A 15,416-nucleotide genomic window follows, 5' to 3' on the forward strand; every position below is an offset into this window, starting at 1 on the left:
GACCTCTTGGGCCGCGGTCATCGACGCAGTCATGGCTGGTGTCCTCCCCGGTATCGGCTTTCCGGCGCCCTTCAGAACGCCTTCTTCTTGCGGTCGGCGAGTTGCCAGATCATCGGCGTGAAGATGAGCTGCATCGCCAGCGCCATCTTGTCGCCCGGACAGACGATGGTGTTGGGCCGGGTCATGAAGCTGTCCTTCAGCATCGACAGCAGATAGGGGAAGTCGATGCCCTTCGGCCGGGTGAAGCGGATGACCAGCATGCTCTCATCCGACGTCGGGATGTCGCGGGCGATGAAGGGATTGCTGGTGTCCACCGTGGGAACACGCTGAAAATTCACGTCAGTGCAGCTGAATTGCGGGCAGATGTATTTCACGTAGTCGGGCATGCGCCGCAGGATGGTGTCGACGATGGCTTCTTCCGAATAGCCCCGCATGTTGCGGTCGCGGTGGATCTTCTGGATCCATTCGAGGTTGACGATGGGAACCACGCCGATCTTCAGGTCGGCGTGACGGGCGAGGTCGACGCGGTCGGTGCGAACGCAGCCGTGCAAGCCCTCGTAGAACAACAGATCGGTGCCCGGTTCGATCTCCTCCCATGGCGTGAAGGTGCCGGGCTCCTGGCCATAGGGTTCGGCCTCCTTCTCGTCATGCAGGTACTTGCGGAACCGACCACCACCGGTCTCGCCATAGCTGCGGAACAGGTCGTCCAACTCCTCGAACAGGTTGGCGTCGGGTCCGAAATGGCTGAAGGTGGAATGGGGCTCCTCCTGCGCCTCGGCGACCTTGGCGCGCATCTCCCGCCGGTCGTAGCGGTGGAAGCTGTCGCCCTCGACGATGGCGGCGGACACACCCTCCCGGCGGAAGATCTGCTGGAAGGTGCGGGTGACGGTGGTGGTCCCGGCGCCGGAGGAGCCGGTGACGACGATGATCGGATGACGGGCCGACATGGTGTGTTCCTCCCTCAACCAAGTGCCGCGGACTCAGGCGCCAGGAACAGCGACCGGCTGCCGAACAGCGGCGCATGGAAGGACAGTTCCTCCCCCCGGTCGTAGGCGGCGTGATAGGCGACCAGCCGCTCCACCTCCGCCTTCGACCCCAGGATCACCGGCACGCGCTGGTGCAGGGCCATCGGCTTGATGTCGAGGATGCGCTGCCGTCCGGTGCTGGCCGCCCCGCCCGCCTGTTCCACCAGCATGGCAATGGGGTTCGCCTCGTAGAGAAGCCGCAGCCGTCCCGGCTTGTGGGTGGGACGGGCATCGCGCGGATAGAGGAAGACGCCGCCGCGGATCAGGATGCGGTAGACCTCCGCCACCAGCGACGCGATCCAGCGCATGTTGAAATCCGCCTCGCGCGGGCCGGAGCTGCCCTTGATGCATTCCTCGACATATTGGCGCACCGGCGGTTCCCAGAAGCGGGCGTTGGAGCTGTTGATGGCAAATTCGCAGACATTGTCGGGAATGCGCATGTTCGGATGGGTCAGGGTGTAGGCGCCGATCTCGCGGTCCAGCGTAAAGCCGTGCACGCCTTCGCCGAAGGTGGCGATGATCATGTCGGCCGGACCGTAGAGGGCGAAACCCGCCGCCACCTGCTGGGTGCCGGGCTGGAGGAAATGCTCCACCTCCGGCTCCTCCACGCCGTCGGGCGCCTTGAGGATGGAGAAGATTGTGCCAACCGTCAGGTTGACGTCCACATTCGACGAACCGTCCAGCGGGTCGAAGGCCAGCAGATAGCGGCCGCGCGGGTATTCCCGGGGGATGCGGTAGGGCTCCTCCATCTCCTCCGACGCCATGCCGCAGAGCTTGCCGCCATATTCGCAGGTGCGCAGCATGATCTCGTTGGCGATCAGGTCCAGCGGCTTCTGCGTCTCGCCATGGACGTTGACGCCGGGTTCCGGAGCCGGGGCGGCAGGCTGGCCAGCGGCAGGCTGCAGCGACCCGCGGGCGGCGGCGCTGGCGATGAACTTGCACGCGGTCTGCACATCGTTGAGCAGGGCGGTCAGGTCGGTGTCGGCCCCGCCGCGGCGGCGCTGGTCCTCGATGATGAATTTGCTGAAGGTCGTGTGACGGTGCGGCATCGGTTCCCCCTCTCTCGGTGTTATGTGCGGCCGGCTTGTTGCCGGCCTATTGTGTGAAGACGCGGCTTTGGCGGATGTCCTCCTCGGCGATGGTCAGCAGGTCGGCGGCGCCGATGACGCTGCTGCGCGCCTCGAAGAGGCGGTTGGCCTGACGCAGGCGGGCGCGGTCGAGTGCGTTGCGGATGGAGCGGGCGTTGGCGAAGCGCGGCTGCGCCATCCGGCAGACGATGTAGTCGGCCATCGCCCGCTCAGCCTCCGGCGCGAAGCGGTACTGCATGCCGGCCGTCATCAGCCGGGCGATCTCCAGCAGCTCATCCGCTTCATAGTCGGGGAAATCGACATGGTGGGCGATGCGCGACGCCATGCCGGGGTTGGAGCGGAAGAAAATGTCCATCCGGTCCCGGTAGCCGGCGAGGATCACCACGAGGTCATCGCGGTTGTCCTCCATCACCTGGAGCAGGATTTCGATGGCTTCCTGGCCATAGTCGCGCTCGTTCTCCGGCCGGTAGAGGTAATAGGCCTCGTCGATGAACAGCACGCCGCCCATGGCGCGCTTCAGCACCTCCTTCGTCTTGGGTGCGGTGTGGCCGATATACTGGCCGACCAGATCGTCGCGGGTGACGCTGACCACATGATCGCGACGGATGTAACCCAGCCCATGAAGAAGCCCGGCCATCCGCCGCGCGACCGTGGTCTTGCCGGTGCCGGGATTGCCGGTGAAGCACATGTGCAGCGATGGCGGCTCCGCCCGAAGACCGATGCTGCGGCGGGCGCGTTCCACCAGCAGCAGGGCGGCGATCTCGCGGATGCGGGTCTTCACCGGCGTCAGCCCGACCAGCTCGCGGTCCATCCCCGCCAGCATCTCGCCGATGCCGGAGTCGCGGTAAAGCGCGTCGAGATCGACGGAGGGGGCATCGGCCGGGCGGTCACATGTCTCCAGATCGAGAAGGTCGGCTGCTTCGCTCATGCCGCCCTCCATTCCGGTTCGGTCATCAGGGCGGCCCGCATGCGCCCTACCACGCCGCGATAGCCGCCGTCGGCGTCCGCCGCCCCGAAGATTGCCGAACCGGCAACGAAGACGTCGGCTCCGGCGGCGGCGACGGCGCGGATGTTGTCGGGCTTGATGCCGCCGTCCACCTCCAGCCGGATGTCGCGGCCGGTGCGCTCACGGTGGCGATCGATGCGGTGGCGAACCTCGGCGATCTTGTCGAAGGCGGAGGGGATAAAGGACTGGCCGCCAAAGCCGGGATTGACCGACATGACGACGATCAGGTCCAGCCGGTCCATCACATGGTCCAGATGCGCCAGAGGCGTGGCCGGGTTCAGCGCCAGCCCGGCACGGCAGCCCTGCTCGCGGATCAGCGCCAGAGTGCGGTCGGGGTGGTCGGACGCCTCCGGGTGGAAGCTGATGATGTCGGCGCCGGCGTTGGCGAACAGCGGCACCAGCGCATCGACCGGGCGCACCATCAGGTGAACGTCGATGATTGCGCGGGTGCGGGGGCGGATCGCGGCGCAGACCAGCGGACCGATGGTCAGGTTGGGGACGTAGTGGTTGTCCATCACGTCGACATGGACGACCTCGCAGCCGGCCTCCACCACCCGCTCCACCTCCTCGCCCAACCGCGCGAAGTCGGCGGACAGGATCGAGGGGGCGAGAAGGTATCCATGTCCCAGCTCACGTTCCCCCGGTTCACGTTCCATGACGGGTCTCCCCGCCATATCGTTCGCCGGACGGGCGGCCGGTGGCATAGCTACGCACCGTATAGCCGATGCGCCGCCCCGGCCCCTCGGCACGCAGCAGCTCGAAACCGGGCTCCACGGCCGGACGGTTGACCAGGTAGGACATGCGCACCGTCTCGAAGCCGTGCGAGCTGTCGAAGGCAAGGACCTTCACATACTGGTCGGGATGGGCGGTGCGGCAGGCATCGATCTCCATCATCACGCCCTTGGCGTCGCGCAGGTCGAACATGGGGTTGCCCCACATCGTCCAATAGCTGTTGCGCGGGTGCGGGTCGTCGGTGAACTCCACCGCCACCGCCCAGCCCTGGTCGAGGGCATATTGCACCTGTTTCGTGATCTCCTCGTCCGTCAGGTCCGGCAGGAAGGAGAATTGGCCCTGGGTCAAATGCATGGGAATCGCTCCTTCACATCGCCGCGGTGGGGGTGGGGACGTAATCGACGCTGTCGGTGGAGGCATAGTCGAAGGTGACGTCCTTCCAGGTGTCGAGCGCCGCGCGCAGCGGTGTGCACCAGCGGGCGGCGTCGCGCAGGATCTCCGGCCCCTCGTTCCAGATGTCGCGCCCTTCATTGCGAGCCTTGACCATGGTTTCCAGCGCGACGCGGTTGGCGGTGGCGCCCGCCTGGATACCGTCGGGGTGGCCGATGGTGCCGCCGCCGAACTGCAGGATCACGTCCTCGCCCAGGTATGTCAGCAACTGGTGCATCTGTCCGGCATGGATGCCGCCGGACGCCACCGGCATCATCCGCTTCAGCCCGGCCCAGGGTTGGTCGAAGAAGATGCCGTGCTGCAGGTTCTGCGGGACGTGGGTCTCGCGGCAGGTGTCGTAAATGCCGCGGATGACGTTGGGATCGCCCTCCAGCTTGCCGACGACGGTGCCGGCATGGATGTGGTCGACGCCGGCCATGCGCATCCACTTGGCGATCACGCGGAAGGACACGCCGTGGCTCTTCTGCCGGGTGTAGGTGGAATGGCCGGCGCGGTGCAGGTGCAGGATCATGTCGTTGCGCCGCGCCCACTTCGCCATCGACTGGATGGCGGTGTAGCCGATCACCAGATCGATCATGATGATGACGCTGCCCAGCTCCTTGGCGAACTCGGCCCGCTCGTACATGTCCTCCATGGTGGCGGCGGTGACGTTCAGGTAGGTGCCCTTGATCTCTCCAGTCTCGGCGGTGGCGCGGTTCACCCCCTCCATGCAGTAGAGGAAGCGGTCGCGCCAATGCATGAAGGGCTGCGAGTTGATGTTCTCGTCGTCCTTGGTGAAGTCGAGCCCGCCTTTCAGCGCCTCGTACACCACGCGGCCATAGTTGCGGCCGGAAAGACCCAGCTTCGGTTTCATGGTGGCGCCCAGCAGCGGCCGGCCGAAATTATTGAGCCGCTCGCGCTCCACCACGATGCCGGTCGCCGGCCCCTGGAAGGTCTTCAGATAGGCGACGGGGATCCGCATGTCCTCCAGCCGCAGCCCCTTCAAAGGCTTGAAGCCGAAGACGTTACCGATGATGGACGCGGTGAGGTTGGCGATTGACCCTTCCTCGAACAGGTCGAGTTCATAGGCGATGTAGGCGAAATACTGGCCGGGCGTGCCCGGCACCGGATCGACGCGGAAGGCCTTGGCGCGATAACGCTCGCAGTCGGTCAGGCGGTCGGTCCACACCACGGTCCAGGTGGCGGTGGAGCTTTCACCGGCGACCGCCGCCGCCGCTTCCTCCGGATCGACGCCGTCCTGCGGTGTGATGCGGAAGACAGCGAGCACGTCGGTGTCCTTCGGTTCGTAATCCGGTTCCCAATAGCCCATCTGCCGGTATTTCAGCACGCCCGGCCGGTAGCGGGCCTTGGGGTCGCTCACCACCCCGTTGCTGGCTTCCTGGCTGCTGGGGAGCGTCGTCGATACGTAATTCATCGTCTTCACCTCGCCGGTGGCGTTCGGTTCGTTCGATGAAAATGTTAGCCGCACGTACTGTTGAGGAAAATTCAAATACACAGCATAATATGGCTAGGGATCCCTGATGAATGGGCCGGCCGATGACCATCCAGCACGCCACCCTGCGCCAGCTTCAGATCTTCACCGCCGCTGCCCGCAGCCTGTCTTTCGCACGGGTGGCAGAGCAGTTCGGCCTGACCCCCGGCGCGGTCTCGTTCCAGATCAAGCAGGTGGAGGGCCATTGCGGTTTTCCGCTGTTCGAGCGGGTGGGCCGGCGCGTCGTCCTGACGGAGGCCGGGCGCGACCTGCTGGAACATGCGACGCTGATCCTCCAGGCGCTGGACAATGCCGACCGGCGGATGCAGGCGCTGAAGGGGGTGACCGGCGGCAACGTCACCATCGGACTGGTCAGCACCGCCAAATACATCGCCCCGCACATGGTCTCCCGCTTCCAGGCGGAGCGGCCGGGCGTGTCGATCCACCTCCAGGACGGCAATCGGCGGGAGGTGAATGCGATGGTCGCCAAGGGCGAGGTCGACCTCGCCATCATGGGCCGCCCGCTGGACGGGGAGGAGTTGCTGGCCGAGCCCTTCGCCCGCCATCCCAGCATCATCATCTGTGCGCCGACCCATCCACTGGCCGATGCCCCGGCCCTGCGCCTGTCCGATCTGGCCGGCAGCGGCTTCATCGCCCGGGAGGAAGGCGCCGGCACGCGGGCGCTGACCGACGCCTACTTCAATGGCCGCGGCTTCACCCCCCACATCGTCATGACCTCCAGCAGCAACGAGACGATCAAGCAGGCGGTCATGGCCGGCATCGGCGTCGCCCTGCTGTCCCGCCACACCGTGGATTTGGAACTGGCGCTGGGGATGCTGCGGGAATTGAAGGTGGAAGGGCTGCCTTTGATGCGGTCCTGGTACATCGCCCACCGCCGCAGCCTGCCGCTGCTGCCGGTGCATGCGCAGTTGCGCAGCTATCTGCTGGAACGCGGGCAGGCGATCATCGACAGCATCCAGGCCAGCCATCGGGCGCTGGTGCTCGGCACCTGAACCCAGGCGTCATGTCAGCACGATGTGCACCCCGGCAGCGGTCAACCGCTCGGCCCGCACACTGTCCAGCCCGTTGTCGCAGCACAGGAAACCGAAGCTGTCGAGCTTGGCGAAGAAGGCCGGCTTGACCTGATCGAACTTGCTGCTGTCGATCACCAGCGCCTTGGTCACGGCGTTGGCGATGGCGGTCTGCTTGATCTCGACCTCGTGGAAGTTGGAGCAGCTGATCCCCAGCGACTCATGCACGCCGCCGGCCGAGATGAAGGCGGTGTTGATGCCGATGCCGCGTAGCATCTCCAGCGACTCCGGACTGGAAAAGGACGCCGAGGAGGCGTGATAGAGCCCGCCCAGCATGACCACGCGCACGCCCGGCTTCTTGCAGACGATCTCCGCGATGTTCATCGCGTAGCAGACCACGGTGATCTGGCTGTCGGCCGGGATGCGGCTGGCCAGATGGGTGGTGGTGGTGCCGCAGTCGATGAACACCGTCTCGCCCGGCTTCAGCAGGGTCGCCGCCGCCTCGCAGGCGGCCCGCTTCATCTCGATGTGAGTGTCCCGCTCGCGGTCCAGGATATAGCCCATGCCGCCGGCGCTCTCCAGCCCGCCGGCGATGTAGCCGCCGAGATAGGCGAACCGCCCGCCGCAAGACGCGATGTCGCGCCGCACCGTCATTTCGGAAACATCCAGCAGCCGCGCCGCATCCTTCAGCCGGAGGTAGCCGCCGGCATCCAGCGCGGACTGCAACCGGTTCAGACGCTCAGCCCTTCTCATCGACATGTCCGCATCCCGCACCGTTTCCGCCCATCCTGCGCGCGGCCGCACCATACAATCCAGACGAGTTAATCCCAATGGCGCAAACCAATAAGCGGGATGGCCGTGGCCAGGATCACAAGGGCATGCATTGATCTTGACACAGAGCGCGACAGCGTGAAACTATCCTTTCAGAAAATGTTAGAATGTTAACATCGTAACGAACTTCGAAGCGGTGTCGGCATTCCGGCGACAAGGAGGAGAGGCCCCAAGGGATAAGGGGCTCCCCGGGAGGACCAAGATGCCCATGCCCAGCGTTCCGACCGAACCGGCCGGTCTGGCTCCGTTCATCGACCACACCCTGTTGCGCCCGGATGCTCAGCCCGCCGATGTTGAGCGGCTGTGCGACGAAGCGCGCGCGCACGTTTTCAAGGCGGTCTGCGTCAACCCCATCTTCATTCCGCTCGTGAGCGAACGGCTGGCCGGATCGCCGGTGGCGCCCTGCGCCGTGATCTGCTTCCCCTTCGGCGCCGATCCAACGGCGATCAAGGCGGACGAGGCGGAGTGGGTGGTGCGCCACGGCGCCCGCGAGGTCGACATGGTGATCCCGATTGGCCTGCTGAAAGCCGGACGGACGGCGGAGGTGCGCGACGACATCGCCGCAGTCAAGCGGGCCTGCGGCGACGCCCTGCTGAAGGTCATCATCGAGACCAGCCTGCTCACCGATGAGGAGAAGGTGCTGGCCTGCCGACTGTCGCAGGAGGCCGGAGCCGATTTCGTCAAGACCTCCACCGGCTTCGCCGGCGGCGGCGCCACCGTCGAGGATGTGGCGCTGATGCGCCGGACCGTCGGCGACGGCATGGGTGTCAAGGCTTCGGGCGGCGTACGGACCACCGAGGATGCCCGCCGCATGATCGCGGCCGGTGCCTCGCGCATCGGCGCCAGCGCCAGCGTGACCATCGTCGGCGGCTGACCCCGCCGGCGGCGCGCACGCCGCACAGCGTGCCGGTCGGGCGGGAGTTCCGTCCGTCCCACCCGGCACGGCATCACGAAAAACGGAACGCGGAAGGGGTGGCAAACACCCCGGCGCCGACGGTGGGTTGCGGGTTCCCGTCTCTGCCGTGCTGCGCGAATCGCCTCTCATGGGAGTCACGCCAACATGAAGAAGTTGCTGTCTTCGCTCATCGTCGCCGCATCGCTGGTCGCCGGACCGGCGATGGCCGCCGATCCGGTTCCGACCCCGGATGCCGTCAAGACGCTGAAGTCCGACGCCACAAAGAAGAAGTACACCATCGCCACCGTGGTGAAGGTCGATGGCATCGCCTGGTTCGACCGCATGCGCGAAGGCGTGAAGCAGTTCGCCGCCGACACCGGGCACGACACCTGGATGGTCGGGCCGAGCCAAGCCGATGCCGCGGCGCAGGTCCAACTGGTCGAGAACCTGATCGCCCAGGGCGTGGACGCCATCACCATCGTCCCCTTCTCCGTCGAGGCGGTGGAGCCTGTGCTGAAGAAGGCGCGCGACCGCGGCATCGTGGTGATCGCGCATGAGGCGTCGAACATCCAGAACGCCGACTATGTGCTGGAGGCTTTTGACAACTTCGCCTACGGCGCCAAGCTGATGGAAGTGCTGGGCAAGGCGATGGGCGGCGAGGGCAAGTATGTCTGCACGGTCGGCAGCCTGACGTCCAAGTCGCAGAACGAATGGATCGACGGCGCCATCGCCTATCAGAAGGAACATTTCCCGAAGATGCAGTTGGCGACCAACCGTCTGGAGACCTATGACGACGCCAACACCGACTACAACAAGCTGAAGGAAGTCCTGACCACCTATCCGGACCTGAAGGGCATCATCGGCGGCCCGATGCCGACCTCGGCCGGTGCCGGGCGTCTGATCGCCGAGCGCGGGCTGAAGGGCAAGCTGTCCTTCTCCGGCACGGGTCTGGTGTCGGTGGCCGGCCAGTATCTGGCCCAGGGCGACATCCAGTACATCCAGTTCTGGGATCCGGCGGTCGCCGGCTATGCCATGAACATGCTGGCGGTGATGGCGCTGGACGGTAAGAAGGACCAGATCAAGGCCGGCCTGAACCTCGGCTTGCCCGGCTACACCGACCTGACCACCCCGAAGGGCGCGAAGCCGAACCTGCTCTACGGCCAGGGCTGGGTCGGCGTCACCAAGGACAACATGGACGCCTACAACTTCTGATGACCCCGGGGGCGGGCGCCGATGGCCGGCAACGGCTGCCGGCGCCCGCGTCTTCATCCTTTCCTCGAACCGCCGGGCGGAAGACATGTCAGACGGTTTCATCGAACTCCGGGACATCCGGAAGGTGTTTTCCGGCGTCGTCGCGTTGGACACCATGTCGCTGGTCATCAGGCCAGGCGAGATCCATTGCCTGGCCGGAGAGAACGGGTCGGGCAAATCCACCGTCATCAAGATCATGTCCGGCGTCTATCAGCCGGACGGCGGCGAAATCCTGATCGACGGCAAGCCGGTGACCGGCATGACGCCGATCGACGCCATCGCCCGTGGCGTCCAGGTCATCTACCAGGACTTTTCCCTGTTCGGGAATTTGACGGTCGCCGAGAATCTGGCGATGAACGTCCATCTGGGCGAAAAGCGGCGCCTGATGAACTGGCGGCGCACCCGCGCCATCGCCCGCGAGGCGGTGGACCGGCTGGGCGTGGAACTGGACCTGGATGCGGAGGTCGCCTCGCTGCCGACCGCCGGCAAGCAGCTGGTCGCCATCGCCCGCGCCCTGATGTCCGACGCCCGCCTGATCATCATGGACGAGCCGACCACCGCCCTGACCCGCAAGGAGGTCGAGACGCTGTTCCGCATCGTCCGCGACATCCAGGCGCGCGGCATCGCCATCCTGTTCGTCAGTCACAAGATGCGCGAAATGCTGGAGATCAGCGAGCGCATCACCGTCATCCGCAACGGCCGCAAGGTGGCGGAGGGGCCGACCGGCGACTTCGACGAGGCGCTGATCACCCGCCACATGACCGGCGGCGACATCCTCAACGAACCTTATGTCTGGACCCCGCCGCCCGGCACGCAGGTGCCGCCCCGGCTGGAAATCCGCGACCTGACCGTCCCCGGCAAATGCGAAGGGCTGAACCTCGCCATCCGGCCGGGTGAGATCGTCGGGCTGTCGGGCCTGCTGGGGTCCGGACGCACCGACCTGGCGCTGGCGCTGTTCGGCATGGTCCCGAACCACCGTGGCGAGATCCTGATCGACGGGAAGCCGGCGCGGCTGCGCACGACCCAGGAGGCCATCGCCGCCGGCATCGCCTATGTGCCGGAGGACCGCCTGACTGAAGGGCTGTTCCTGCCGCAGAGCATCAAGCGCAACATGCTCGCCACTTCCTATGAACGGCTGGCACCCAAGCTGGTGATCGACCGCGACCAGGCCGAGGAGATGACGCAGGGCATGGTCCGCGCCATGCAGATCGCCACACCCACCGCCGAGAAGCCGGTGATGCAGCTGTCCGGCGGCAACCAGCAGCGCGTGGTTCTGGCCCGCTGGCTGCTGACAGACGCCCGCGTGCTGATCCTGAACGGCCCGACGGTGGGCGTCGACGTCGGATCGAAGGCGGAAATCCATGCCAAGATCCGGGAGCTGGCGCAGCATCACGGCCTCGCCGTCCTGATGATCTCCGACGACGTGCTGGAGCTGGTGCAGAACTGCAACCGCATCGTGCTGATGCATCGCGGGCGCTTCATCGACGATCTGCCCGCCACCGACATCACCGAAGAGACGGTCAGCGACCGGCTCAAGACCTTTACCTGAGGGGAGGAACCGATGGCCCTGCTCCGCCGGTCGGAAACGGTCATCGCGGGCATCCTGCTGCTCGCCATGGTCCTCATCGGCACGATCAACCCTGCCTTCTGGCAGCTCGACAACCTGTTCAGCCTGATGCGCAGCAACGTCATCATCGGCATCATGGCGATGGGCGTGCTGCTGGTGCTGATCTCCGGCGGCATCGACGTGTCGTTCCCGGCCTTCGCCGTCGCAGCCATGTATCTGACGATCAAGGGTATGCTGGCGCTGGGATACAACGGCGTCGTCCTGCCGCTGCTGGCCGCCACCGTCATGGGGTTGCTGTTCGGCGCGGTGAACGGCTTCTTCGTCTATAAATTCCGCATGATCCCGCTGATCGTGACGCTGGGCACCAGCGCCATGGTGCGCGGCTTCCTGCTGGGCGTCGTCGGCACCAGCATGATCAACATCAACAAGATGCCGACCGCGCTGATCGACTTCGCCCGCACCGAGGTGGTCAGCGTGACCAAGGCCGACGGCACCACCTATGGCCTGACGGCGATGGTGCTGATCTATCTGGGGCTGGCGGTCCTCATCCATCTGGTGCTGCGCTACACCATGATCGGCCGCAGCGCCTACGCGCTGGGCGGCGATCCGGAAGCGGCGCGGCGGGCCGGCTTCGACCTGCGCAAGACCATTTTCTTCGTCTACTGCGTCGCCGGGGCGCTGGCCGGCTTTGCCGGTCTTCTGCACAGCGGCATGATCTGGCTGGCCAACCCGCGCGATTTCGTCGGGCTGGAACTGGACGTGATCGCCGCGGTGGTGCTGGGCGGAGCGTCGATCTTCGGCGGCCGGGGCAGCGTTCTCGGCACCATGCTCGGCGTTTTCATGCTGGTGATGGTCAAGAACAGCCTGATCATCATGCGCGTGGACACCACCTGGCAGCTCGTCGTCGTGGGGTCGATCGTCATCGTCGCGACCGCCCTGTCGGCTTGGCGCGACCGTCGCCGGACGGCGTGAGGAGGCGGGAGCATGAAGGCACAAATGAACATCCGCAGTCTGGTCAACCGCGACAACAACATCGTCCAGCTGCTGGTGATGACGGTGCTGATCTTCGTCGTGATGACGGCGCTCAGCCCCGACAAGTTCCTCCGTTACTACAACTTCGAATCCCTCACCTACATCTTCCCCGAACTGGGCCTGCTCTCCATCGCGATGATGATCGCCATGCTGACAGGCGGCATCGACCTGTCGGTGGTGGGGGTTGCCAACCTGTCGGGCATCCTGGCCGGCGTACTGTTCCACAAGATGGCGGGGGCGGCCGGCATCGCCGACACCGGGATCCTGACCGTCCTGCTGGGCGGGGTCATCGCGCTCGGCACCGGGCTGGTGGCGGGGACCGTCAACGGGCTGCTGATCACCCGGCTGGGCATCACACCGATCCTGGCGACGCTGGGGACAGGGCAAGTCTTCACCGGGCTTGCCATCGTGCTGACCGGCGGGCCGGCCATCGTCGGCTTTCCCGCCGCCTGGGCCTTCGTCGGCAATGGCAAGATCCTGGGGCTGGCGACGCCCTTCGTGCTGTTCGCGGTGATCGCGGTCCTGATCGCCTTCCTGCTGACCCGCACCGCGCTCGGCATCAATCTGATGCTGATCGGCACCAACCCGAAGGCGGCGCTGTTCGCCGGTCTGAAGCGGGAGCGGATGGTGCTGTACAGCTACATGCTGACCGGCGTTCTGGCGTCGGTCGCCGGGATCATCCTGTCGGGGCGGACCAACGCGGCCAAGTCGGACTATGGCAACTCCTACCTGTTGCAGGCGGTGCTGATCGCGGTGTTGGGCGGCACCAACCCGGCTGGCGGCCGGGGAACGGTGCTGGGGATCACCATCGCGGTGGTGGCGCTGATGCTGCTGTCGAGCGGCTTCCAGATCCTGCGTTTCTCCAACCACCTGATCGACTTCATCTGGGGCGCGTTCCTGCTGCTGGTCATCGCCATCAACGCCTACAAGAACCGTACCCGCTAGACGGCCTTCCAGGGAGGACATCACATGAGCGTCCGAACCGCCATCCATTTCCGCAAAAGCTTCTTCGGCGAAGCGGAGCGCCCGGTCGCCGAGGCGCACGGCATGACCGCCAGCCTGTTCCGCTATGACAGCGGGATCGAGGCGGTGCGGCTGTCCAACCGGCGCGGGCATCTGGTGGTGCTGCCCTATTACGGCCAAATGGTGTGGGACGCCGTGTTCGACGGTGTCGACCTGACCATGGCGAACATGTTCGACATGCCGCGGCCGGCGACCGAGATCGTCGGCACATACGGCTGCTTCGCCTTCCATTCCGGGCTGCTGCGCAACGGCTGCCCGGGTCCGCAGGACAGCCACCTTCTGCATGGCGAGATGCCCTGCGCCCCGATGGATGCCGCCGGGCTGGAGGTGGGGGAGGACGACGAAGGCCCATACATGGCGGTCACCGGCCGGCGTGAGTATGTGATGGGTTTCGGCGCCCACTATGTCGCCCGCCCACGCGTGGCGCTGCGCCCCGGCTCCGCGCTGTTCGACATCCGGATGGAGGTGGAGAACCTGTCGGGAGCGGCGATGGACCTGATGTACATGTGCCACGTCAATTTCGCCTTCGCCGAGGGCGCTCGCATCGTCCAGCCGGCTCCCTTCACGCCGGAGGCGACGGCGGTTCGCACGGTGGTGCCGGCCCATGTGCCGCGCAGCCCGGCCTATGACGCGCTGCTGTCCGACCTCGCCCGCGATCCGGCGGTGATGGAGGTGCTGGACGAGCCCGAGCGCTACGACCCCGAGCAGGTCTTCTACATCCGCGGCCTGCGCACCGACGAGGAGGGCGGTACCGCGGTGATGATGCGGCGGCGCGAGGGCGACGCCTTCCACATCGCCTACAGCACGCGGGAGTTCCCCAAGACGGTGCGCTGGGTGCTGGTCAACAGCGATCAGAAGGTTTGCGCCTTCGCACTGCCCTCCACATGCGAGCCGGAGGGCTATGCTGCGGAGGCGATGAAGGGCAATGTCCAGAAACTGGCGGGCGGCGAGACGCGGCGCTTTTCCGTCCGGCTGGGCTATCTGACCGCCGACGAGGCCGAAGCCGAGGAATGCGCCATCCGGGCGCTGTGAGAGGAGATACCGAAGATGGGCAAGATCGCCGTGGTCGGCAGCAACATGGTCGACCTGATCACCTACACCGCCCGCATGCCCGGCCCCGGCGAGACCATCGAGGCGCCGCGCTTCGAGATGGGCTGCGGCGGCAAGGGCGCCAACCAGGCCATCGCCGCCGCCCGGCTGGGCGCGGAGGTGATGATGGTCACCAAGGTCGGCGACGACATCTTCGCCGACAACACCATCCGCAACTTCGAAGCGTCGGGCATCGACACCCGCTATGTCGAGCGGGTGCCCGGCACCTCCAGCGGCGTCGCCCCGATCTTCGTCGAGCCGTCGGGCGAGAACAGCATCCTGATCATCAAGGGCGCCAACGCGCTGCTGTCGCCGGCCGACGTCGACCGCGCCGCCGAGGATCTGAAGGGCTGCGACCTGATCGTCATGCAGTTGGAAGTCCCGCTGGAGACGATTTACCACACCATCGAGTTCGGCGCGCGGCATGGCATCGAAACCCTGCTGAACCCGGCCCCGGCGCCTGCCGATCTCGACCCCAAGCGGATCGAGCAGGTGACCTTCCTGGTGCCGAACCAGACGGAGCTGGCGACCATCTCCGGACTGCCGGTCACGTCGGAGGCGGAGGCCGAGACGGCGGCGAAGTCGCTGATCGAGCGCGGCATCCGCACCGTCATCGTCACGCTGGGCGCGCGAGGGGCGTTGTTGGTGACGAAGGGCGAGGAGACGCGGCGGATCGAGCCGGTGCGGGTCACGCCGGTCGACACCACCGGGGCCGGCGACGCCTTCATCGGCAGCTTCGCGCGCTATTATGTCGAGAACCGCGACCTCGACGCCGCGCTTCACATGGCGGTGCGCTATGCCGCCGACAGCATCACCCGGCCGGGCACCCAGAAATCCTATGCCAGCCGCGAGGCGTTCGAGGCCTTCTGCGCCAGCCTTTAGCTTTTTTGATTTTCCGTGCGATTCACGCTTCAGACGATTCCGT

General features: G+C 66.0%; 15 protein-coding genes. 8 read left to right on the forward strand and 7 right to left on the reverse strand.

The features are described from left to right. Nucleotides 1-71: 71 nt before the first annotated feature. The 6 genes from TSH20_RS16710 to TSH20_RS16735 are packed head-to-tail and all read right to left on the reverse strand — an operon-like array spanning nt 72 to nt 5,715. Nucleotides 72-947, reverse strand: a complete 876-nt coding sequence (locus TSH20_RS16710) for a phosphoribulokinase (protein ID WP_109075787.1) — start codon at nt 945-947, stop codon at nt 72-74. Nucleotides 948-961: 14 nt separating this feature from the next. Further along, the gene (locus TSH20_RS16715) at nt 962-2,074 is read right to left on the reverse strand and encodes a class 1 fructose-bisphosphatase (protein ID WP_109075788.1); all 1,113 of its coding nucleotides are present in this window, start codon (nt 2,072-2,074) and stop codon (nt 962-964) included. Nucleotides 2,075-2,120: 46 nt separating this feature from the next. Next, the gene (gene cbbX / locus TSH20_RS16720) at nt 2,121-3,041 is read right to left on the reverse strand and encodes a CbbX protein (protein WP_247871348.1); all 921 of its coding nucleotides are present in this window, start codon (nt 3,039-3,041) and stop codon (nt 2,121-2,123) included. Further along, entirely contained in the window at nt 3,038-3,748 is a 711-nt protein-coding gene (gene rpe, locus TSH20_RS16725; protein WP_348770441.1) for a ribulose-phosphate 3-epimerase, read from the reverse strand. The genes cbbX and rpe overlap by 4 nt, the downstream gene beginning before the upstream one ends. A 16-nt stretch (nt 3,749-3,764) precedes the next feature. Beyond that, nucleotides 3,765-4,205, reverse strand: coding sequence for a ribulose bisphosphate carboxylase small subunit (locus TSH20_RS16730; protein WP_109075791.1), 441 nt, complete (start codon nt 4,203-4,205; stop codon nt 3,765-3,767). A gap of 13 nt (nt 4,206-4,218) precedes the next feature. After that, on the reverse strand, nt 4,219-5,715 hold the full coding sequence (locus TSH20_RS16735; protein ID WP_109075792.1) for a form I ribulose bisphosphate carboxylase large subunit: 1,497 nt from the start codon (nt 5,713-5,715) through the stop codon (nt 4,219-4,221). Nucleotides 5,716-5,837: 122 nt separating this feature from the next. Between TSH20_RS16735 and TSH20_RS16740 the strand changes: the two genes are divergently transcribed. Continuing rightward, nucleotides 5,838-6,785 (forward strand): LysR family transcriptional regulator, encoded by a 948-nt coding sequence (locus TSH20_RS16740; protein ID WP_247874484.1) that lies wholly within the window; start codon nt 5,838-5,840, stop codon nt 6,783-6,785. Nucleotides 6,786-6,794: 9 nt separating this feature from the next. On the opposite strand, the gene TSH20_RS16745 is transcribed toward TSH20_RS16740, so the two are convergent. Beyond that, nucleotides 6,795-7,562 (reverse strand): DeoR/GlpR family DNA-binding transcription regulator, encoded by a 768-nt coding sequence (locus TSH20_RS16745; RefSeq protein ID WP_109075848.1) that lies wholly within the window; start codon nt 7,560-7,562, stop codon nt 6,795-6,797. A 274-nt stretch (nt 7,563-7,836) separates the two neighbouring features. On the opposite strand from TSH20_RS16745, the gene deoC reads away from it, so the two are divergent. The 7 genes from deoC (at nt 7,837) to rbsK (ending at nt 15,373) form a co-directional block, all read left to right on the forward strand. Then, nucleotides 7,837-8,508: a deoxyribose-phosphate aldolase gene (deoC, locus tag TSH20_RS16750; protein WP_109075794.1), complete on the forward strand. Its 672-nt coding sequence runs from the start codon at nt 7,837-7,839 to the stop codon at nt 8,506-8,508. A gap of 186 nt (nt 8,509-8,694) precedes the next feature. Then, complete coding sequence (locus TSH20_RS16755; protein ID WP_109075795.1) at nt 8,695-9,741, forward strand: autoinducer 2 ABC transporter substrate-binding protein; 1,047 nt, start codon at nt 8,695-8,697, stop codon at nt 9,739-9,741. An 85-nt stretch (nt 9,742-9,826) separates the two neighbouring features. Next, a complete protein-coding gene (locus tag TSH20_RS16760; RefSeq protein WP_109075796.1) occupies nt 9,827-11,329 on the forward strand; it encodes a sugar ABC transporter ATP-binding protein in 1,503 nt (500 codons plus the stop codon). A gap of 12 nt (nt 11,330-11,341) precedes the next feature. After that, a complete protein-coding gene (locus TSH20_RS16765) occupies nt 11,342-12,319 on the forward strand; it encodes an ABC transporter permease (protein ID WP_109075797.1) in 978 nt (325 codons plus the stop codon). Nucleotides 12,320-12,331: 12 nt separating this feature from the next. Further along, a complete protein-coding gene (locus TSH20_RS16770; protein WP_109075798.1) occupies nt 12,332-13,324 on the forward strand; it encodes an ABC transporter permease in 993 nt (330 codons plus the stop codon). Between the two features lie 24 nt (nt 13,325-13,348). Further along, a complete protein-coding gene (locus TSH20_RS16775) occupies nt 13,349-14,434 on the forward strand; it encodes an aldose 1-epimerase family protein (RefSeq protein WP_109075799.1) in 1,086 nt (361 codons plus the stop codon). A gap of 15 nt (nt 14,435-14,449) precedes the next feature. After that, complete coding sequence (gene rbsK, locus TSH20_RS16780) at nt 14,450-15,373, forward strand: ribokinase (RefSeq protein WP_109075800.1); 924 nt, start codon at nt 14,450-14,452, stop codon at nt 15,371-15,373. Nucleotides 15,374-15,416: the final 43 nt, after the last annotated feature.

The organism is Azospirillum sp. TSH20 (assembly GCF_003115935.1).
Lineage (GTDB): Bacteria > Pseudomonadota > Alphaproteobacteria > Azospirillales > Azospirillaceae > Azospirillum.

Bases quoted from the DNA above. Each gene is read 5' to 3' on its own strand.
- TSH20_RS16715 (WP_109075788.1), bottom strand. From the start codon at position 2,074: ATGCCGCACCGTCACACGACCTTCAGCAAATTCATCATCGAGGACCAG.
- TSH20_RS16755 (WP_109075795.1), top strand. From the start codon at position 8,695: ATGAAGAAGTTGCTGTCTTCGCTCATCGTCGCCGCATCGCTGGTCGCC.
- TSH20_RS16760 (WP_109075796.1), top strand. From the start codon at position 9,827: ATGTCAGACGGTTTCATCGAACTCCGGGACATCCGGAAGGTGTTTTCC.
- TSH20_RS16710 (WP_109075787.1), bottom strand. From the start codon at position 947: ATGTCGGCCCGTCATCCGATCATCGTCGTCACCGGCTCCTCCGGCGCC.
- TSH20_RS16730 (WP_109075791.1), bottom strand. From the start codon at position 4,205: ATGCATTTGACCCAGGGCCAATTCTCCTTCCTGCCGGACCTGACGGAC.
- cbbX (WP_247871348.1), bottom strand. From the start codon at position 3,041: ATGAGCGAAGCAGCCGACCTTCTCGATCTGGAGACATGTGACCGCCCG.
- TSH20_RS16740 (WP_247874484.1), top strand. From the start codon at position 5,838: ATGACCATCCAGCACGCCACCCTGCGCCAGCTTCAGATCTTCACCGCC.
- TSH20_RS16765 (WP_109075797.1), top strand. From the start codon at position 11,342: ATGGCCCTGCTCCGCCGGTCGGAAACGGTCATCGCGGGCATCCTGCTG.
- TSH20_RS16745 (WP_109075848.1), bottom strand. From the start codon at position 7,562: ATGTCGATGAGAAGGGCTGAGCGTCTGAACCGGTTGCAGTCCGCGCTG.
- TSH20_RS16735 (WP_109075792.1), bottom strand. From the start codon at position 5,715: ATGAATTACGTATCGACGACGCTCCCCAGCAGCCAGGAAGCCAGCAAC.
- TSH20_RS16775 (WP_109075799.1), top strand. From the start codon at position 13,349: ATGAGCGTCCGAACCGCCATCCATTTCCGCAAAAGCTTCTTCGGCGAA.
- deoC (WP_109075794.1), top strand. From the start codon at position 7,837: ATGCCCATGCCCAGCGTTCCGACCGAACCGGCCGGTCTGGCTCCGTTC.
- rbsK (WP_109075800.1), top strand. From the start codon at position 14,450: ATGGGCAAGATCGCCGTGGTCGGCAGCAACATGGTCGACCTGATCACC.
- TSH20_RS16770 (WP_109075798.1), top strand. From the start codon at position 12,332: ATGAAGGCACAAATGAACATCCGCAGTCTGGTCAACCGCGACAACAAC.